The following is a 20,725-nucleotide window of genomic DNA, read 5'->3' as shown; positions in this document are numbered from 1 at the left end:
GTAAGTGAGGCGATATATGGCATCCATTCATCCATCTGCGGACGTTCAAAGCCAGTCGATCGGCGAAGGCACTTCGGTTTGGCAGTACGTGGTGATTTTGCAGCGGGCGCGTATAGGGCGGGACTGCAATATAAATGCACACTGTTTCATCGAGAACGATGTAGTTCTGGGTGATCGGGTGACGGTGAAGTGTGGGGTCTATCTGTGGGATGGTTTGCGTGTTGCTGACGATGTGTTTATCGGCCCTAATGCCACGTTTACCAATGATCGCTTACCGCGCTCCAAGCATTACCCCGATAGCTTTGCCCAGACTGTGATTGAACAAGGCGCATCGATCGGCGCTGCTGCCGTCATTTTGCCGGGTCTTACTATTGGTAGCGGCGCTATGGTCGGTGCTGGCGCTGTCGTCACTCGTGACGTCCCACCGTGCGCACTTGTTGTAGGTAATCCTGCACGTATCGTGCGCTATCTGGATGAGTAACATGTTTCCTTTTCTTGATCTTGCTGCTCTTAATCTGCGTGATGAAACCGCGTTGACCGAGGCTTTTCAACGCGTACTCCGATCTGGTTGGTATGTTCTGGGGGCGGAGGTTTCTGCGTTTGAGGCAGAGTACGCTGTGGCGTGCGGCGTGCAACACGCCATTGGCGTCGGTAACGGCCTTGATGCGTTAACCCTGATCCTGCGCGGTTATATCCAGTTGGGGCGTTTGGTTGAGGGCGACGAAGTCATTCTGCCGGACAACAGCTTTATTGCCACTGCCTTGGCTGTTAGCGAGGCGGGGTTGACTCCAGTGCTGGTGGAGCCTGATAGCGTAACGTTCAACATAGATTCTGCCGCTGTTGAAGCGGCTATCGGTGCGCGATCCAAAGCCGTGATCGCCGTGCACCTCTATGGTCAGCTCGCCGATATGGCGAGTTTGCGGGCACTCGCTGATCGTTATGATCTTTTGCTTATCGAAGATGCGGCCCAAGCCCACGGTGCTCTTGACGCTCAGGGCCGGCCAGCCGGCTCGCTTGGCGACGCGGCGGGTTTCAGTTTTTTTCCGGTAAAAAATATTGGCGCGCTCGGCGATGCCGGAGCTTTGACCACGCACGACGATGCGCTTGCCGAGCAGGTGCGTAAGCTGCGCAGCTATGGCTCTAGCCGCAAGTACGTGCACGAGGTTCAGGGTGTCAACTCGCGGTTGGATGAGCTTCAGGCTGCATTTCTACGAGTGAAACTGCTGCGCATGGAAAGTGATGCATACGCACGCCGAAAGATAGCCACACGCTACCTCGCCGAGATCTGTAATCCACACCTGCGTTTGCCGCAAGCGCCGGCAGTTGCGAGCAGTCATGTCTGGCATCAGTTTGTGATTCGCTGCGAGCAGCGTGAAGCGCTCCAGGCTCACTTGGAACGCAGCGGTGTGCCGAGCCTCATTCACTACCCTATTCCAATTCATAAGCAGCAGGCTTACCACGGTTTCGCCAACCTAAACTTGCCGTTGTCCAGCCAGTTGGCTGGCGAAGTACTCAGTCTGCCTCTCTATCCTGGGCTTGCGGATACTTGGATCGATCGAACCATCGACGCATGCAATGCTTTCCGTGCGTGACATGGATGGGTGGTTCAAATTTTGCTATAGAACATAGAAATCGTGGTGGTCATGTTTTTTTGACACTACGGCTGCTCAAGCCCTACCGCTCTAAAGATGATCGAGAGTAGGCAGAATGGGTTCTACCAGCGTATTTGGAGCGCTTATATGTCTCTTCAGCACTGCAAGATCATCGACCTACCGATCATTGAGGATCGTCGCGGTAACCTCACGTTTATCGAGGGTGGTAACCACATTCCCTTTGATATTAAGCGTGTTTACTACCTCTACGATGTACCAGGTGGCTCCCAACGAGGCGGGCATGCGCACAAGGGCTTGCACCAGTTGCTGATCGCCATGTCGGGTAGCTTCGATATTTTGCTCGACGACGGTCGCACCAAATTCAAGTACCACCTCAATCGCTCCTACTACGGTCTCTATATCCCGCCAATGATCTGGCGGGAAATCGACAATTTCTCCAGCGGGTCTGTGTGCATGGTGCTGGCGTCTGAACACTTCAGCGAAGACGACTATTTCCGTGATTATGATCAGTTCAGTCAGGCTGCCCTTGGCAAACCGCTCGGCTAACTAAGCGCGCTGTGTCTGTACCTTCGGCATTATTTCTTTCTATTCAATTGGTTCAATCGGAGTTTTCTGTATGCCCCAGTGGAGTCATCTGCGAGATACAGCCGTCAGCGCCAAGGTGGTTCCTGTTCGCAGCGCTGCGGGCTGCATCGAGCTGATGGAACTGGCCACGGCTAGCTCATGGTCACCTCCACCACTGGAAATGGTGAACTTCTCGTTGGAGCAAAGCGTACGTCAGGCAACGCAGATTACCTTGGCGCAGTACCGTGGGCGTTTTCACGATGTGCGCCTGGTAGCCGGTATGGCGGGTATTGGCGATATCGCTCATGGTGAGTACATCTGCGACGGTGTTTATGACAACCTCGGCCGAATCAATAACGCTTGGTATGAGAAGCACGGGCTGCGCATCAACGACAGTGGCGAATGCCAGTTTTACTGTGGCAAGGGTGAGCCCTTACGCGTAGCTAATGCGATCGCTTTTTTTGGTTGGGAAAACGGCAACTATGCCCACTGGCTGAGCGAAAAACTTGGGCGTTTTTACTGGATCAATCAGGCGGTGTTGCCGGATGACACTGTTCTATTGGTAGAGGCCGGTTTACCTAGCTCGATCATGGAGTCTCTCGCGATCTTCTGGCCGCGGGAGAAAACTGTCTGTGTTGAGTTTGGGCGCGCTTGCGACGTATCGGTTCTTCATTACTTCTCCGATACCGCCGATATCTGGGAGCCGCGTGCCGGCTACGTTTACCGGGGCGATGAGTATCATATTTATCCGACGGCAATCGCCTGGATGGCCTGCTATGTGAAGTCTCGCTGTGAAGCAATTGACGGCCAGAGCAAGGCTTATCTAATTCGCCCGCCGGGTGGTAATGGTCGCACTATCGTCAATCAGCAGGAGGTGATTCGTCAGTTGCAAGCCGATGGTTTTCAGGCTTTCCAGCCGGAAATCAGCGACTTTTCTACGCAAGTTCGGAGTCTGGCGTCCTGCAACCTAGCTGTCCTGGGGTCGGGAGCCGCTGCCGCCAATGTGCTGTGGATGCCCCAAGGGGCAACCCTGGTCATGCTGATCCAGGACAATCCGCAGATGTGGTATTGGTTCTTCCACACCCTGGCAGCTGCTGTGGGCGTGCGTCTGGTTTACCACCCAGTACAGGGTTTACCTGGCACCCATACGGTCGTATTTCACTGGAGTGTTGAATTTCCGGTGAGCGAGCTGCGGCACTGGCTGGCCCAAGATGCCGTACGCCGGGAAGAGCTCTCGCAAGCGCTTCCCGAGCAGCCATTGAGCGCTGAGGCGCTGCATGGCGAGCTGGCCAATCGGCGTAAACCTGGCGTGCTGGCTTCGCTATCACCAGGTCTTGCTGCGCCAGCAACCCAGGTCGATGTCACTGTGGCCGTGATGTCCTATAACAACGCCGCGTTTATTGGTCAGACTATTGATTCGATCCTGTCTCAAGAGGGTGTTCGAGTCGAAGTGCTGGTCTATGACGACTGCTCGAAAGATAACAGTCTGGCGGTTTTGCAGGGCTACGCTGACGAGCCACGCCTGCAATACGAGGTCAACGCGCAGAACCTCGGCATGACCGGCAATTACAACAAGTGTGTGGCCGCCGGTAGTGGGCGTTATATCGTTGTTTTGGGCTCAGACGATATTCTTTATCCAGGCCACTTGAGCTCTCTAGTTGAAGCGCTTGATGCTAATCCGCAGGCCGCATTGGGCTATACGCAGTGTTACTGGATCGATGAGCAGGGCGCGCGCACTCAGTATGCTGAGCACCCTGGGCACCGGCCTCAGTCGTATTGCGGGGGGCGTGACGAGGTCATTGACCTGCTCAGTTTCGACAACTACATCACGCCTTCGGCCGTTATGTTGCGGCGCAGCGCTCTGCATTTAGTGGCTCTACCTGAAGGCGGTATTCATCGTCACGACATGCTGGCTGGTGACTGGGAGTTGTGGATTCGTCTTGGCCGCGTTGCTCCAGATTTCGTTTTCTTACGTCAACCCACTGTGGGCTATCGGGTTCACGAAGGGCAGATTTCAAAAAGCTTCTATGGCAGTGATCGGCCTCTGCGCGAGCATACCGAGATACTTGAAATAAGCCTTGCTGATGCGGCAACTCGTAATCGCATGATCGCTGCTGCGCAACCCATCTGGCAGCTTTATAGACAGCGTGTCGAAGCCTATACGCCTGAGGTGCGAGTGCCCTTGCAGGCCCGCATCGAGGCGATCCGTAACGCGCTGCTGGACAGTGCTGAGCGTGCAGAGCTGGAGTGCCAGTTCTCGATCATTCTCACCACGTATAATCGTCCTGACCTACTCAAGGATGCTTTAGGCAGCGTTGAACAGCAGAGCCTGCGCGACTTCGAAGTGATACTGGTCAACGATAATGGCGACCCTGTCGAGTCGCTCTTGGCCGGTTATGAGTTCCCGATCACCTACCTTCGTCAGGGCTCTAATCGCGGTTTGTCTGCTGCACGTAATGCTGGCTTGAAACAGGCGAGAGGACGCTACGTCGTCTACTTAGATGACGATGATATTTACCTGCCCAACCATTTGGCAGTCTTGGCTGAGGCTTTTGCGGCGCATCCACGCAGCGTGGTGTACACCGGTGTGGAGTACGTCAGTGAGCGCCTGGAGAATGGGCAGCGAATCGAGCAGGGCCGCAGTAGGCCGTTTGAGCACAACGCTTTTGACCGTGATCGCCTGTTTGTTCAGAACTACATCCCGGTCAATACCTGGGCGCACCCTCGTGACATGCTGGATGAGGTCGGGGAATTCGATACGGGACTGGCTGCATTCGAAGACTGGGACATGCTCCTGCGCCTGGCCACACGCTACCCGTTTGTGCATGTGCCAGTGGTTACCAGTGAGGTGCACACCCGCGACCAAGGGGCTGGCAGCGATCATATGCTGGGGCGGGAGCGGAAAAACTTCCCGGAACTCTATCAAACCTTGTATCGGCGTTATCTCGGCTCGGCCAGTGAGGCGCTGAAGCATGGTCGGGAAGACATGCTGCAGAGCTTGGGTGTCCTGGCTGAGGCGCGCACGGAAGAGCCGGCCCTGCAGCGATGGCTCGCCGAACGCCTGCCAACGGAAGCAGAAAACAAACTGATCAACCACTACTTGCTAGAGCATGATGGCGGACCGCTGATCGGCATTGTTGTGCTCGATACCGAGACGGATTCGTCGTTATTGATGCGAACCCTTAAGAGTCTGAGTGGTGAGCGTTGTCTCTATGCCACTTTGAAGATTGTGGTTCTAACCAGCAGCACTGTACCGGCTACATCTGCAGCCGATAAGTTGCACTTTATCCAGCTGGCGGGCGGGGAAATTGCTGAGCAATTGAACCGGGCGATCAGTGCCAGTGATTTCACGTGGTTTATGCTGGCCCGTGCGGGTGATGAGTTCACGCCGAGCGGTCTAATGGTCGCCGGCCTTGAATTGACGGCCAACCCAGACTGTCGTGCCATTTATGGTGATCAGCTGCAGCGCCTGCCCGATGGCAGTTTAGGTGGCGCGTTTCTGCCTGGCTTCAATCTTGATTTGCTGCTCAGCTTCCCGCTGGTTATGGCGCGCCACTGGCTGTTCCGTCGTGATGTCTTTCTGGCTGCTGGCGGCTTCGATGCGCAGTTCGCCGATGCGCTGGAGTTTGATCTTCTCACCCGCTTAATTGAAGCAGAGGGTTTGCTCGGGTTGGGGCATGTTGGTGAGCCGTTGTTGATTACCGACGCCCCAGCGCTTGGTGATAATTTGGATGAGCGCCGGGTGATTGAACGCCATCTGGCGCAGCGCGGTTATCAAGCCCGTGTAGTCCCCGGGCTGCCTGCGCGTTACCGTATCGACTACGGTCATTCTGCAACCCCGCTGGTATCGATTTTGATCGCTGTTGATGCGCCTTTGGCGTGCGTCCAGCGCTGTCTGGACAGCCTGCTCGAGAAGACTGCTTACCCGCATTACGAAATTCTGCTCGGAGCCCATGATGGGGCCGATGTAGAGACTCAAGCTTGGCTGCAGGGAATTGCCGCATTGGCTGATGCCAGGCTTCGCGTAGTGTCTTGCGGTGATCTTGCTCAGGTTCAGAACCGTGCAGCTGCTGAGGCGCAAGGTGACTATCTACTGCTGCTTTCTTGCGAGTCGGTGGCGGTCAGTGAGAGCTGGTTGGGCGAGCTGCTTAATCATGCACAGCGGCCTGAGGTGGGTGTTGTTGGCGGCAAACTGCTTAGCAGTGATGGGCGCATTGATCAGGCCGGTCTGCTGTTAGGGCTGCGCGGCCCTGCCGGTCGGGCCTTTGCGGGTGAGCCGATGGACAGCGCAGGGTATCTGCAGCGTCTACAGGTCGATCAGAATTACAGCGCGGTCAGTGATGCCTGTTTAATGGTGCGCGCCGACCTATACCGTCAGCTTGGTGGTCTGGACGCTGCGCTGAGCGCATATCGCGATGTCGATTTCTGCCTGCGTGTGCGAGCGGCGGGCTATCTGACCGTATGGGCTGCCCATGCCGTGCTGATGCATGAGCATGTATACCGAGAGCCCGTAGTGGCTGAGCAGGACGCTCTTTACGAGCGTCACTTAGCGGCGATAGCACGTGACCCTGCCTATAACCGCAACCTTGCTCTGAGCGGCCGGGGCTTCGACCTGGAAGCTGACGTCGGGCTGACTTGGCGGCCACTAAGCTGGCGTCCGCTGCCGGTCGTGCTGGCTCATCCAGCTGACCCATTTGGTTGCGGTAACTACCGTGTCATTAAGCCATTCTCAGCCCTCAAAGAGGCGGGAATAGTGGACGGCATGATGTCCATCGGTCTCTTGCAGGTGCCGGATCTGGAGCGTTTTGATCCGGACGTAATCGTGCTGCAACGTCAGATTGGCGATCAGCGTTTGGATGCGATGCGCCGTATACAGAAATTCTCGCGCGCGTTCACTGTGTATGAGCTGGATGATTACCTGCCCAACCTGCCGCTCAAGAGTGTGCATCGTGCACAAATGCCCAAGGACATACTCAAGTCGCTGCGCAAGGGACTGAGCTTTGTTGACCGCTTCACGGTATCTACAGCGCCATTGGCCGAGGCCTTTGCTGGGTTGCATGGCGACATTCGGGTGATTGAGAACCGTTTGCCGGTGGATTGGTGGAGCGGCTTGTCGGCTAAGCGCCGGCGAGGCGCCAAACCACGAGTTGGCTGGGCGGGTGGCGTTAGCCATACCGGCGACCTTGAGCTGATTGCTGATGTGGTCAAGGAGTTGGCTGGCGAAGTCGAATGGGTTTTTATGGGGATGTGTCCGGATAAAATCCGGCCCTATGTCCATGAGGTGCATGCTGGGGTCGGTATTGATCTTTACCCGGCAGCCTTGGCGAGCCTGGATCTTGATCTCGCGTTGGCTCCAGTTGAGCAGAACTTATTTAATGAGTGCAAAAGTAATTTGCGCCTGCTCGAGTACGGCGCCTGCGGCTTCCCGGTCGTTTGCAGTGATCTCGTCTGTTATCAGGGTGCACTGCCGGTAACCCGGGTGAAGAACCGGTTTAAGGATTGGGTCGATGCAATCCGTATGCACGTCAGCGACCCGGATGCGAGTGCCAGGGCGGGAGACGAGCTGCGCAGGCAAGTGCAGGAAGGCTGGATGCTTGAAGGTGCAAATCTTGAAGCGTGGCGCGCCTCATGGTTGCCCGATTGATGCCGACACAGTGCTAGCGAGGGTTTAGGGCAACGCTAGAACGTGTATTTGTGCATGAAGAACCGTGATATTTGCTGTCGAGATATCGTCAGGTGCCAGGTTTTTCATGATGTTGCCGCTTAAGTACTTGTTCTGTTAGTGGAAAAAAAAATAGAACGAGTTGCTAAAGCTGCTCACAAGACCGCCGATATAAAGATCGAATGCGAACTTTATGGGGCGTCTGAGCAAAGCAGGCCCGAAGCTCGCAGGCTCAGACAATCTCAGTAGCACGGTCCTTTGGAGGCAAACACCATGGCCCTTACAGTCAACACAAACGTAGCGTCACTCAACACTCAGCGTAACCTCAACAGCTCGTCCAAAGGCTTGGATACCTCGTTGCAGCGCCTGTCCACAGGCTACCGCATCAACAGTGCCAAGGATGACGCCGCGGGCTTGCAGATCTCCAACCGTCTGACCAGCCAGATCAACGGTCTTAACGTTGCGACTCGTAACTCCAACGATGGTATTTCTTTGGCGCAAACCGCTGAAGGTGCTTTGCAGCAGTCGACCGGTATACTGCAACGTATCCGTGACTTGGCCCTGCAGTCGGCTAACGGCTCGAACGGTGCTACTGAACGTGCAGCGCTGCAAGGCGAAGTGTCGCAGTTGCAGCAAGAGCTGAACCGTATTTCTGAAACCACCAGCTTCGGTGGTCGTAAGATTCTTGACGGCAGCTTTGGGTCTCAAGCTTTCCAGGTCGGTGCTAACGCTTACGAAACTATCAGTGTTTCGATCGGTTCCGCCGCTACTGATCGTATCGGCATCAACCGTTTCACCAGTGACAGTGCTGGTGCTAACGCCACTGCTTCCGGTGCAGCATTCAGCGCCACTTCGGGCAGTGCTTACAGCAGCGCTTCCTTCAACATCAACTCCAAGCTGTCTGATGGCAATGTCGCGATCTCTGGTGCGGCCAGCGGTTCTGCCAGTGAAGTAGCGCGTGCAGTCAACTCGAAGAGTGATGAAACCGGTGTGACAGCTAATGCTCGTACCGTTGCGACGTTAGGCGGCATCACTGCGTCGGGCACTGTCTCTTTCAATCTTTCTGGTCTGACCAGCAAGTCGCTTTCGACAGACGCTACCTCTGTATCAGCAGTCGTGGATGACATTACAAACCTGTCTTCCCTGGCAGATGCAATCAACCGTGAAACTGGTAAAACAGGTATCTCGGCTGTTTCCAAGGGCGACACCATTGAACTGGTTAGCTCCCGCGGTGATGCGATCGGTATCAGCAGCTACGCCGGTTCCGGTGGTGCAACTCTGCAGACCAAGAGCTTCGATGGTGCGACTGATGTTGGTACTGCTGCGACAATCGTTGTTGGTGGTGGTGCGCGTGCCGATGGTCAGGTTCAGCTTGAGGCTGCAGATGCCTTCAGCGTGAATGGCTTGACTGGTGGTCTGGGGGCTGACGGGTTCAGTGAGCTGAATTCGGTCAACACCATTGATATCAGTACGGCTACAGGCGCACAGGATGCCCTGGGTATCATCAACGGGGCGATCTCTAACATTGATAGCCAGCGGGCCCAGCTCGGTGCTGTGCAGAACCGTTTCGAGAACACCATCTCGAACCTGCAGAACATCTCCGAGAACTCCTCGGCTGCTCGTAGCCGGATTCGCGACACTGACTTTGCTGCCGAAACATCGGAACTGACCAAGAATCAGATCCTGCAGCAGGCCGGTACTGCGATCTTGGCCCAGGCTAACCAGTTGCCACAGGCTGTACTCAGCCTGCTCGGCTAAGGGTAAAAGCGCTAGACTGCGGGGGGAAGGGCTTGTCTCTTCTCCCCGTTCCCTCATTCTGAGGACATAGTTATGGACATTAGTTCTATTCAGGTTTCGTCTGCATCCACCGCTGTTGCTTCTAAAGCTGAGCGTGGGCCTGGTTCTTCTACCAAGGTTGGGGCCGATGCTGTTGAGCGTAAGCCGTCTGAGGACGTCGCAACTGGTAGTCCCGCAAAGGTTGAGAATGGCTCCGCGGCCTCTCGTGAAGAGGTTGAAGCTGCAGTTGCGACGATTCAGGACTTTGTCCAATCAGTTCGTCGTAGCCTGAATTTTTCACTCGAAGAGGGCAGTGGGCGCGTAGTGGTCAAGGTTACTGATGCTGGATCGGGTGATGTGATTCGGCAAATCCCTTCTGAAGAAGCACTGCAACTGGCAGAGAATCTTTCGGAGGTCCGTAGTTTGTTATTCAAAGCCGAAGCCTGACCTTAGGGTTGGCACGGCTTTTGACTATTAATACCTGCTTGGTGTTTTTAGTCATTATATTGGCGAGGTGAAACATGGTCGGGATTACTGGCATTGGCTCAGGGATCGATATCGACAGTATTGTCACAGCGATGGTCAATGCCGAAAGGGCACCCAAGACCAACCAGCTGGACCGTCTCGAGAAGACCACTGTTGCGCGCATCTCGGCCATGGGCTCGCTGACCAGCGCGCTGAATACCTTCAAAACCGCTGTTGATTCGCTGAATAAGACTTCCTTGTTCGAGTCGCGAACGGCGAGTTCTTCCAACACCAGTGCGCTCAAGGTTACTGCTGCAACCACTGCCCCTGCAGGCAACTACAACGTTCAGGTCAAGCAGCTGGCGACCAGCAGTAAGGTGGCGTTGCAGTCGGTCGCAGGCGGTAACACCGCTACATTCAACAGTGGCTCGTTGACTATCTCTGCGGGCAGCTCGAGCTTCGATGTCGACATTACAGCAAGTAATAACACCCTGGCTGGTATGCGCGATGCAATCAATGAAGCTGGTAAAAGCAGCGGCGTGAGTGCCACGATCATCACTGATGATTCAGGTTCGCGATTAGTGCTGAGCTCCACCAAGAGTGGTGCTGGCAATGATATTCAGGTCGTGGCCAGTGAAGACAATGTGACCACAGGGGCTAATGCGCTGACGTCTCAGGCGCTTGTGCCGACTGTCGATCCGGGCAATGCCGATGCCTTCATTAAGCCCGACTCCACCACTGGCGCTGGCGGTGTGATTACCAAGGCCCAGTCGGCCAAGTTATCCATTGATGGTCTGGACTTGGTCCGCGACACCAACCGCATTGCGGACGCTCTTGAAGGGGTAACGCTTGACCTCACGGCAGCGCAGAGCTCTACAGACTTGGCCGATGGAAAAACCATCAGTGTCACTGTTGGGGTCGATAAGAGCAGTGTGAAGAGTAACTTGCAGAAATTTGTTGACGCATACAACGCGTTGATAAGCACGACTTCTCAACTGACCGCTGTTGTTCCAGTTGATGGTGGCAATCCGGTAACGGGCCCTCTGCTCGGCGATTCATCTATACGCAATGTATTGTCCAGTTTGCGCAACGAAATGGTAAAGATGACTGGTGAGGACGGTGTGCGTGCGCTTGCTGATCTAGGCATCACCACCGAGAAGGACGGCAAGCTTAAACTGGATGACACTAAATTAACCAAGGCGCTGGAGAGCAATTTCGATCAGGTTGCCGGTTACCTTGCAGGTGACAATGGCCTGATGGGGCGCCTGTCCAAATCCGTTGGCGCATATGTAGGAACCACGGGTGTGCTTAAGCAGCGTACTGACGCGTTGCAGGTTACCAAGAAGGGTGTCGATGAGCAGCGCAAAGTATTGGCCATTCGCGTTGAGAGTTTGCAGACGCGCCTTTATGCCCAATACAACGCAATGGACTCCCTGGTTGGGCGTCTGCAGAAAACCAGTGAAAGCCTGGCCAATCAACTCGCGAGCCTGCCAGGTTTCGTGAGAAAGGATAAGTAATGAGCAAGAAGCCGATCGACACCTACAAGCAAGTCAATACTAGCCACGATGTATCGCCTTATCGCACTGTTCAGCTGTTGCTTGAGGGGGCGCTACAACGAGTAATGTTAGCCAAGCATGCGCAGGTTGAGGGGGATGCCGAGATTCGTGGCATGGCCGTTGGCAGCACTATTACCATTCTCGGCGTATTGCAGGCCAGTCTGGATAAAGAGCTTGGCGGCGAGATTGCCGAGAATTTGGATTCTCTTTACGACTATATGACGCGTCGTTTGGCGGGCGTAGCGCTCGACAGCACGCCGCGCACTTTGGATGAGGTTGAGGCGCTGCTTGAGAAAATTAAAAGTGCCTGGGACGCTATCGGTCCAGAGGTTGAGCAGGCTGTAGGAAACTGATTTCGTTGCTAAAGCTTTGCTCTGTAGCGCCGATACCCAAGGTATCCAGCAAACAGAACAGCGAGAACAACGATGAATGCTATGGCGGCTCTCAAGCAGTATCAAACCGTCAATACCCAGGCTCAGGCTGTTGAAGCCAGCCCGCATCGATTGATCCAGATGTTGATGGAAGGTGGGCTGACTCGCTTGGCTCAAGCCCGAGGCGCCATGGAGCGTAATCAAGTGGCCCTCAAAGGTGAGCTGATCAGTAAAGCCATCGGCATTATCGGCGGCCTGCGCGAAGGTTTGAATCTTGAGCAGGGCGGTGAAGTGGCTGCCAATCTAGATAGTCTTTATGAGTACATGACGTCGCGTTTGATTGACGCCAATGTGCAGAGCGAAATAGCGCCGCTAGATGAAGTGGTAGGCCTGTTGCGTAATGTAAAAGCTGGCTGGGATGCCATCGCCGAGTGATGCTGTTTCCCGCCTGAGGAATTGTTTATGAGTTCATCCGTGCAGCGTCTAGAAGAAACCGGCAGCGCTTTGCGCAGCGCCTTAGCTACTCAGAACTGGGCAGCAATTGGCGAGTTGGATCTGCAGTGCCGTCAGGCTGTTGACGAAGCCATGGTTGAGTCTGCCAGTGATGAAGAGACTCTGCGCGTGCGTATGCAGGAGCTGCTGGATCTCTATCGCGAGCTGGTTAGCGTCTGCCAGGCGGAGCAACAGCGCTTGGCTCATGAGCTGGTTCAACTGAACCAGTCGCAACAAGGGGCTAAGGTTTATCAGCTGTTTGGTTGAGCAGTGATTTTTGGTCGATGCTGTCTGGTGTCGACTTTCTGGTGTTTTCTTAGGTTTTCCCTATTTCCCCCGCTTTAAACGAACAGCCGCTAAGTTTGTTGACCAAGCTTGGTAAAAAAGCACGCCATAAAATTGACTGTTAACAGAAAATTGACTTTACTAGTGGCCAATTGCCGGCGCTGAATAGAGTTGTGGTGGGGCGGCGGGTGCATTTTCACTCCAGGATCAGTAAATATTATTATGTGGCGTGAAACCAAAATCCTCCTGATTGACGATAACAGTGAGCGCCGTCGTGACTTAGCGGTGATCCTGAGTTTTCTTGGTGAAGACCATTTAGCCTGTGACAGCCAGAGCTGGCGTGAAACTGTAGCGGCGCTTGAGTCCAGCCGTGCGGTCTTGAGCGTACTGCTGGGTGAGGTTAAAGCCAAAGGCGGCGTCCTTGAGTTGCTCAAGCAAGTGGCTGCTTGGGACGAGTTTCTGCCGGCTTTATTGATTGATGAGCAAATAGCCAGCGAGTGGCCCGAAGAGCAGCGCCGTAGTGTCTTGGCTTGCCTGGAAATGCCACTGAGCTACAACAAGCTTCTCGATTCATTCCATCGCGCCCAGGTTTACCGCGAGATGTACGATCAGGCGCGTGAACGTGGCCGTCAGCGCGAAACCAACTTGTTCCGTAGCCTGGTGGGCACCAGTCGCGCTATCCAGCAAGTACGGCAGATGATGCAACAGGTGGCCGACACCGAGGCCAGTGTGTTGATTCTGGGTGAGTCGGGCACAGGCAAGGAAGTCGTCGCGCGCAACCTTCACTACCATTCCAAGCGTCGTGAGGGGCCTTTTGTGCCGGTCAACTGTGGCGCGATTCCTGCCGAGTTGCTGGAAAGCGAGTTGTTTGGTCATGAGAAGGGCGCCTTTACTGGCGCGATTACCAGTCGCGCCGGGCGTTTCGAGCTGGCTAATGGCGGCACCCTGTTCCTCGATGAAATTGGCGACATGCCGCTGCCGATGCAGGTGAAGCTGCTGCGGGTGTTGCAAGAGCGTACGTTCGAGCGGGTTGGCAGTAACAAAACGCAGAATGCCGATGTGCGGATTATTGCCGCTACTCACAAGAACCTCGAGCAGATGATCGAGGACGGCAGCTTCCGTGAGGATTTGTATTACCGCCTCAACGTGTTCCCAATCGAAATGGCGCCGCTGCGCGAACGCATCGAAGACATTCCGTTGCTGATGAATGAATTGATCTCCCGTATGGAGTTCGAGAAGCGTGGCTCCATACGCTTCAACTCGGCTGCGATCATGTCGCTCTGCCGGCATGACTGGGCGGGTAATGTGCGTGAGCTGGCCAATTTGGTCGAGCGCATGGCGATCATGCATCCCTATGGGGTGATCGGTGTCGGCGAGTTGCCCAAGAAGTTTCGTCATGTTGATGATGAAGATGAGAGCCTTGTGGCCAGCTTGCGCGATGAGTTGGACGAGCGCGCAACCCTCATGGCTGGTTTGCCCGGCCTGGACTCTGTGGCCATGTTGCCGCCTGAGGGACTGGACCTGAAGGACTACTTGGGCAGCCTGGAGCAAGGCTTGATTCAGCAGGCGCTGGATGATGCCAATGGTGTGGTGGCGCGTGCCGCCGAGCGTTTGCGTATTCGTCGTACTACCCTGGTTGAAAAAATGCGCAAGTACGGTATGAGCCGGCGTGATGATGAGGGATTGGACGACTGAGCGCGCCCTCAGGTATTCGTCAGTGACTTGGCGCTTGCCCCCTCTAATAAAGCCGGAGATTTGACGAAGTCTCCGGCTTTATTTTTTATATCGCTGATTTTAAAAGATATTTTTTCAGGCACGGGTATTGCTACCTCTCATGCAACTGACTGTCTTATGACGGCTCGCTGCGCGAGAGAGAACCATGAACGCCAACGTCCAACGCCCTGAACATCCCGAAGACTCCACCGCACCTGTGGAGCAGGCCAGCCGCGCTGGGCTTGAACAGGCTTTTGCCTTGTTCAACCAGATGTCGACTCAGCTCAGCGCCTCTTACACCATGCTAGAAGAGCGGGTGAGTGATCTTAAGGGGCAACTGGCCTTGGTCAGCGCTCAGCGCATGCAGGAGCTCGCCGAGAAAGAACGTCTGGCTAACCGCCTGCAAAGCCTGCTGGATCTGTTGCCTGGTGGCGTCATCGTTATTGATGGTCAAGGTGTGGTGCGCGAGGCTAACCCGGTGGCGCGCAATCTGCTGGGTCAGCCCCTGGTGGGCATGCTCTGGCGTCAGGTGATCGCGCGTAACTTTGCCCCGCGCGAAGATGATGGCCACGAAATTTCCTTAAAAGATGGCCGGCGCTTGTCAATTGCCACCCGCTCATTGCATGCCGAGCCGGGCCAGTTGGTGCTGCTGACGGATCTGACAGAAACCCGGCGCTTGCAGGATCAGCTGTCTCGCCATGAGCGGTTGTCCGCTTTGGGCCGCATGGTGGCGTCCCTGGCCCACCAGATTCGTACGCCACTCTCGGCCGCGTTGCTCTATGCCAGCCACCTGACCGAGCAAGTGCTGCCCGTTGAACAGCAGCAGCGTTTTGCGGGGCGCTTGAAAGAGCGTCTGCACGAGCTGGAGCATCAAGTGCGCGACATGCTGATTTTTGCCCGTGGCGAGCTGCCGCTGCCGGATCGTTTGGCGCCCATGGCGTTGTTCGATGCACTGCGCAGCGCCGCCGAACCCCATGTGCTCGATATGCAGGTGCGCTGGCAGTGCGACAGCCGCACGGGCGAGTTGTTGTGCAACCGCGACACCCTGGTGGGCACGGTGCTCAATCTGATCGAGAACGCCATCCAAGCTGGTGGCCGTGAAGCGCGCCTGAAGATTCATCTGTATCAGCGCGGTGAAACTGTGCGGCTGTGCGTCAGCGACAACGGCCCAGGCATCGACAGCGCGACGCTGGCGCGGCTCGGCGAACCCTTCTTTACCACCAAAACCACCGGTACCGGGCTTGGCCTGGTCGTGGTCAAAGCAGTCGCCCGGGCCCATCAGGGCGATGTGCAGCTGCGTTCGCGGCCTGGGCGTGGCACGTGCGCCATTCTCACCTTGCCGCTGCTTGGTGCTACGCACCCTTTGATTCAGGAGTAACCATCCATGGCGAGCAAAATTTTATTGGTCGAAGATGACCGCGCATTGCGCGAGGCACTGGCCGATACCCTGGCGCTGGGTGGGCATGAGTATCGCGCAGTCGATTGCGCCGAAGCGGCGTTATTGGCCATTGCTGAAGAGTCCTATGGACTGGTGGTCAGTGATGTAAACATGCCCGGTATGGACGGCCACCAGTTGCTGGCACAGATTCGCCAACGCCAGCCACAACTGCCCGTGCTGCTGATGACTGCGTTTGGCGCGGTTGAGCGTGCCGTAGATGCCATGCGCCAAGGCGCAGCGGATTACTTGGTCAAGCCATTTGAGCCTAAGGCTTTGTTGAGTCTGGTGGATCGGCATGCGTTGGGGCGTGTCTCTACCGGTGAGCAGGATGGTCCGGTCGCCGAGGAGCCGGCCAGTGTACAACTGCTGGCCTTGGCCACGCGGGTGGCGCAGAGCGACTCCACGGTACTGATCACCGGCGAGTCCGGCACTGGTAAAGAGGTGCTGGCGCGTTTTATCCACCAACAGTCGCCACGCGGTAGCAAACCCTTTATTGCGATCAACTGCGCCGCCATTCCGGACAACATGCTTGAAGCCACGTTGTTTGGGCATGAGAAGGGCGCGTTTACCGGCGCTATTGCCAGTGCGCCAGGCAAGTTCGAGCTGGCCGAAGGTGGCACCATCTTGCTCGACGAAATTTCCGAAATGCCGCTCGGCTTGCAGGCCAAGCTGCTGCGCGTACTGCAGGAGCGGGAGGTTGAGCGGGTGGGCGCGCGTAAGCCGATTACCTTGGATATCCGCGTGCTGGCCACCAGCAACCGCGATTTGGCGGCAGAAGTGGCGGCGGGGCGCTTCCGTGAAGATCTTTACTATCGGTTGTCGGTTTTCCCCTTGGCCTGGCAACCGCTGCGCGAGCGTCCGGCGGACATCGTGCCATTGGCTGAGCGGCTGCTGGCCAAGTACGTGAAGAAAATGAATCACGCGCCGATCAGGCTTTCCGCCCAGGCGCAAACGAGCCTGATGAGCCACAGTTGGCCGGGTAATGTGCGTGAGCTGGATAATGCCATTCAGCGTGCGCTGATCCTGCAACAAGGGGGGTTGATTCAGCCGCAAGACCTCTGTCTGCTCGCCCCCATAGGTTCGGCGCCGATAGCACCTGCGCAACCGTTGTTGGCAGTGGTGGCCAGAAGCACGCCTGCCCCGATCGACATGTCGACTGCAGAGGCTGGTGCGCTGGGCGATGACCTACGTCGGCATGAGTTTCAGATGATTATCGATACCTTGCGGGCCGAGCGCGGACGTCGCAAGGAGGCGGCCGAGCGCCTGGGTATTAGCCCGCGCACCCTGCGTTACAAGCTGGCGCAGATGCGTGATGCTGGCATGGATGTGGAAGGTTATCTATTTGCCAGCTGAGGCAGCTGAAACCTTGTATGTATGAGTAGCCCGGATTGCATTCGGCCACAGGTTGAAATGCCGGAGCTGTAGGGTGGATGGCGCTCTTTTCATCCACCATAAGGTCGCTGTTGGTGGATGGGTGAAGCGTCATCCACCCTACGCCTGATCGCGATTGCTCGTATAGCCAGGGTGCAATCCGGGGGGATGATCCTCGACGTTTCCCCGGACTACATCCGGGCTACGACCCTAGGCTCTGAGCAGAAAAACTCTGTTCTACGGGCCTGGTCCGTTCCTGGGAATGCCTGAGAGGTCAGTCTTGCCAGGGCATAGGCGCGCCGAGCAGACGGCCCATAGCGCCATAGAACCCCAGATCTTTGAGTACGCTCAGCTCACCTTCGGTTTCCACCATTTCGGCAATCAATGGCAAATCAATGCTGTTGGTGGCGCGGAATACCGCCTCAATAAACATGCGCTTATCGCTTTCTAAATCAATGGCGCGGATGTAGGTGCCATCAAGCTTCAAGTAAGCCAGGCCTAAGTGAGTTAGGTTGCCGATCAGGCTGAAACGGCCACCAAAGTGTTGCAGGCCGAGGCTGAAGCCGGTGTCACGAATGCTCTGGCTGAGTGCTTCCAGTTCGGCGGCGGGCGGCAGGTGACGTTCGTCCACTTCCAGAGTTAGTAGGCTGGCTTGCAGGGGATGCTGCTTGAGAATATCCAAGATGCGCTTGAGCGCTTCAGTGTCACGCAGGGTGGCTGCCGACAGGCTCAATGCCAGTGGCGCTGCATGCTGACTGAGATGCGCCAGGCTGTGTTCGAGCATGGCCAGGTCAAAGCGTGCGGTCCAGCCCAGGCGTTCGATCCAGGGTAGGAAGCGACCTGCTGCAATGGCTTCGCCCTGCGGGTCCAGCAGGCGGGCCAGTACTTTGTGATGCAGCAGCTGGTTGCGGTCAGCGCATCGCGTGACCGGTTGGAAGTACAGCTGCAACTTGCGCAGGTTCAGGGCATCGTCGATCCATATCCGCCAATCATGTAGGCCCTGGCCCGGTTGGGCGTTGTAATCATCCAGGCGCACCCAGTCTCGGCTAGGGTCATTTTGTGCTTGCGCCAGGGCCTGGTCGGCGCGGCTGATAACCTGGCTGGGCTCTTCGCCGGGGCGGAAGGCGGCAATGCCCAGATGCGCCACGGGCGTACAGTCGCTGGCACCGGTCTGGCGCAGATTTTCCAGGCCGCTGTGCAGTTCACCGGCGAGCAGTTCGACTTCTTCACTGCCAATGCCCGGCACCAATAGGCTGAATTCGCCGCCACGGCTACGTGAGGCCAACCAATCTGAGCGGTCAGGTTGGTTGAGCAGTCGCTTGAGTAGCTCACCGATGGCGGCAATCAGCGCGTCGGTTTTCTGGCCGCCGAGGCGCTGGTTGAGGCCGCCGAGATCGTTGACCCGCAATAGGACCAGATAACCCTCGGCATTTTGTTCGTGGGCGGCCAGTTGATGAGTCAAGCGGATATCAAATAGGCGGCGGTTGGCCAGGCCGGTGATGCTGTCCTGGTAGGCTTCTTCACGCAGTTTCTCGCTGCGTGCGGCTTCCTCGGCGAACAAGGTTTTCAGTTTTTCCACCATCTGATTCATGGCGGTGACCACGCGCTTGAGTTCTGGGGTGCGCGGCACTGTAGGCAGGGTAAGGAATTCGCGGCGAGTAATGGCCTGAGCCTGCTGCACCATGTTGTCGAGCGGGCGCAGTTGGGTGCGCAGTAACCAGCCGCCGAGCACCGCACTGACCAAGCCGCAGAGCAGCAGCCAGAGCAAACTGCCGATGGCGCTGTCCCAGAGTTTGGCCAGGGCGAACTGCGGATTGCTCAGCACTTCGACGCGCGCGGCTTGCTCCCAGCCCCGCATGATCAGCGCATCGCCGCCTTGGGGTTGCAGGTCCACCAGCTCGCTGAACCACAGCGGAACATTTTCAGTGGTGGAGTCGCCGCTGCGTCGTTCGATGATCACTTCATCGCCGGGAATGCGCACTACGCGGATGCTGTTGAAATAACCGCTGTCAAAGATCGAGCTGACCATCAACTCGATCATCGCCGGATCGTCCGCATGCGGCGTCATCGACAGACCCAGTGCAGTCGCAGCGTCTTGCGCGTGCGAGCGCAGTTGGCTGAGCAGTTGTTCGCGTGAGCTTTCCACCCCAGCGATAAAACTGCCGGTAAAGGCCACTACCAAGAACAGGCAGATGGCGAGAAATAGTTGCTTGAGTAAAGACATAGGTTCCTCCTAGCCTTCGCCGATGGCGAAGCCCTCCGTGCGCATTTTCTTCAACAGGTCCTGCCAGCGTGAGAGCTTTTTAGAATCACTCTTTTTGCTGTTGGAACCTGGCAGATAAAGTCCTTCGGCATTGAATGCATAGACCGGCAACAGGTCACGGCGCTGCGACGCCGGTTTGATCACGTTGATCAGGTTGTCCAGGACCAGCGGCTCGGCGCTGGGGCTGGCGTAGTACGTCAGCACCATGTGCGCCTGGTTGTAGTTGAGGGCTTTGACGTAAGTGATGCGCAGCTTTTCACTGGGGATGCCGAGGCGGCGCAGGGTGAAGTATTTGGCGATGGAGTAGTCTTCGCAATCGCCTTCGCCCTTGACCAGCATCTCGATGGGCGTGGCCCAGTAATCGTTCTGTTTCCAGATTTTTATGTCGTCGGAAAAGCGGATCTGCCGATTGAAGAAGCGATTGACCTCAGTGAGCTTGTCAATTTCGCTGCTGGTGCTGCTGGCTTTGATTTGCGCCTCCCAAGCCTGAATGCGTGGCTTGGCCGCGCCGAGATTGCCGTAGCGACTTTCGGCCTTTTGCAGGATAACGCCGAAGTCCCAATTGGCGAGGGCGCTAGCCAGGCCTATCAGCAGGATGCAGGCGCCCAGCAACGCTCGGTTGAGGCGCTTGGACCATCCTTGAATAAGCTGACGGGGTGACATGTACCGCGCCTCTGCCGGGGATTGAGAAAGTCTAGGTGCTGCTGCTGTTTTTTGCCGCGCTGAATATGTCGAATATCGGTCGATGTGTTGCTTAGGGGGCGACCCGCGTTTTTTGCCTGAGGATATACAGGCTGACCAGCACCGCGCTGGTCAGCATAAAGGCTCTGGCCCAGAACAGGGGTACCAAGTAACACGAGAGGCTAATGCTTAGCCACATCAGGCTGATGGCGTAGACCTTGCCTTTAAGCGGAATGCCTTGGCCGTCGAGGTAGTCAACAATCCATGGGCCAAGCCGGCGGTGGTTGATCAACCACAGGTAGAAGCGTTTCGAGCTGCGCATAAAGCAGGCCGCGGCCAGCAACAAAAAGGGTGTGGTAGGTAATACCGGGAGAAAGATGCCAATCACACCCAGCACCACGCTCAGCCAGCCAATGGCCAGAAGTGCGTAGCGAATGGCTGGGTTGCGCTGCAGCTGGATATCACGCGCCATGGC

Annotated in this window: 16 protein-coding genes; 13 read left to right on the top strand and 3 right to left on the bottom strand. The window is 56.3% G+C overall.

Going from position 1 to position 20,725, the window contains the following annotated elements; all coding sequences use genetic code 11:
* Positions 1-16 precede the first annotated feature (16 nt).
* The 13 genes from D8779_RS00805 (at position 17) to D8779_RS00745 (ending at position 17,288) form a co-directional block, all read left to right on the top strand.
* Complete coding sequence (locus D8779_RS00805) at positions 17-481, top strand: acyltransferase (protein ID WP_136662575.1); 465 nt, start codon at positions 17-19, stop codon at positions 479-481.
* Position 482: 1 nt separating this feature from the next.
* Entirely contained in the window at positions 483-1,592 is a 1,110-nt protein-coding gene (locus D8779_RS00800) for a DegT/DnrJ/EryC1/StrS family aminotransferase (protein WP_205895768.1), read from the top strand.
* Positions 1,593-1,739: 147 nt separating this feature from the next.
* Entirely contained in the window at positions 1,740-2,159 is a 420-nt protein-coding gene (locus D8779_RS00795) for a sugar 3,4-ketoisomerase (protein WP_136662573.1), read from the top strand.
* A gap of 70 nt (positions 2,160-2,229) precedes the next feature.
* Entirely contained in the window at positions 2,230-7,821 is a 5,592-nt protein-coding gene (locus tag D8779_RS00790; RefSeq protein ID WP_136662572.1) for a glycosyltransferase, read from the top strand.
* A 291-nt stretch (positions 7,822-8,112) separates the two neighbouring features.
* Entirely contained in the window at positions 8,113-9,597 is a 1,485-nt protein-coding gene (locus D8779_RS00785) for a flagellin (RefSeq protein WP_136662571.1), read from the top strand.
* 72 nt (positions 9,598-9,669) lie between these two features.
* Positions 9,670-10,062, top strand: coding sequence for a flagellar protein FlaG (locus D8779_RS00780; protein ID WP_136662570.1), 393 nt, complete (start codon positions 9,670-9,672; stop codon positions 10,060-10,062).
* Between the two features lie 74 nt (positions 10,063-10,136).
* Entirely contained in the window at positions 10,137-11,597 is a 1,461-nt protein-coding gene (fliD, locus tag D8779_RS00775; RefSeq protein WP_136662569.1) for a flagellar filament capping protein FliD, read from the top strand.
* On the top strand, positions 11,597-11,989 hold the full coding sequence (gene fliS, locus D8779_RS00770; RefSeq protein WP_136662568.1) for a flagellar export chaperone FliS: 393 nt from the start codon (positions 11,597-11,599) through the stop codon (positions 11,987-11,989). Before fliD ends, fliS (D8779_RS00770) begins: the two co-directional genes overlap by 1 nt.
* Positions 11,990-12,061: 72 nt before the next feature.
* On the top strand, positions 12,062-12,442 hold the full coding sequence (fliS, locus tag D8779_RS00765; RefSeq protein WP_136662567.1) for a flagellar export chaperone FliS: 381 nt from the start codon (positions 12,062-12,064) through the stop codon (positions 12,440-12,442).
* Between the two features lie 27 nt (positions 12,443-12,469).
* On the top strand, positions 12,470-12,766 hold the full coding sequence (gene fliT, locus D8779_RS00760; RefSeq protein WP_136662566.1) for a flagellar protein FliT: 297 nt from the start codon (positions 12,470-12,472) through the stop codon (positions 12,764-12,766).
* Between the two features lie 240 nt (positions 12,767-13,006).
* A complete protein-coding gene (locus tag D8779_RS00755) occupies positions 13,007-14,479 on the top strand; it encodes a sigma-54 dependent transcriptional regulator (protein ID WP_136662565.1) in 1,473 nt (490 codons plus the stop codon).
* A gap of 184 nt (positions 14,480-14,663) precedes the next feature.
* Entirely contained in the window at positions 14,664-15,875 is a 1,212-nt protein-coding gene (locus tag D8779_RS00750; protein ID WP_136662564.1) for a sensor histidine kinase, read from the top strand.
* A gap of 6 nt (positions 15,876-15,881) precedes the next feature.
* Positions 15,882-17,288, top strand: a complete 1,407-nt coding sequence (locus D8779_RS00745; RefSeq protein ID WP_136662563.1) for a sigma-54-dependent transcriptional regulator — start codon at positions 15,882-15,884, stop codon at positions 17,286-17,288.
* A gap of 292 nt (positions 17,289-17,580) precedes the next feature.
* Here D8779_RS00745 and lapD read toward each other — a convergent pair whose 3' ends face one another.
* The 3 genes from lapD to D8779_RS00730 form a co-directional block, all read right to left on the bottom strand.
* Entirely contained in the window at positions 17,581-19,530 is a 1,950-nt protein-coding gene (gene lapD, locus D8779_RS00740; protein WP_136662562.1) for a cyclic di-GMP receptor LapD, read from the bottom strand.
* 9 nt (positions 19,531-19,539) lie between these two features.
* The gene (gene lapG, locus D8779_RS00735) at positions 19,540-20,232 is read right to left on the bottom strand and encodes a cysteine protease LapG (RefSeq protein WP_136662561.1); all 693 of its coding nucleotides are present in this window, start codon (positions 20,230-20,232) and stop codon (positions 19,540-19,542) included.
* 91 nt (positions 20,233-20,323) lie between these two features.
* Positions 20,324-20,722 (bottom strand): YbaN family protein, encoded by a 399-nt coding sequence (locus D8779_RS00730; RefSeq protein WP_136662560.1) that lies wholly within the window; start codon positions 20,720-20,722, stop codon positions 20,324-20,326.
* Between the last annotated feature and the right edge of the window lie 3 nt (positions 20,723-20,725).

It is taken from the genome of Pseudomonas leptonychotis, assembly GCF_004920405.1.
Classification (GTDB): domain Bacteria; phylum Pseudomonadota; class Gammaproteobacteria; order Pseudomonadales; family Pseudomonadaceae; genus Aquipseudomonas; species Aquipseudomonas leptonychotis.
Note: the sequence above shows the minus strand (reverse complement) of the source record. Positions and strands in the feature narration are given on the sequence as shown.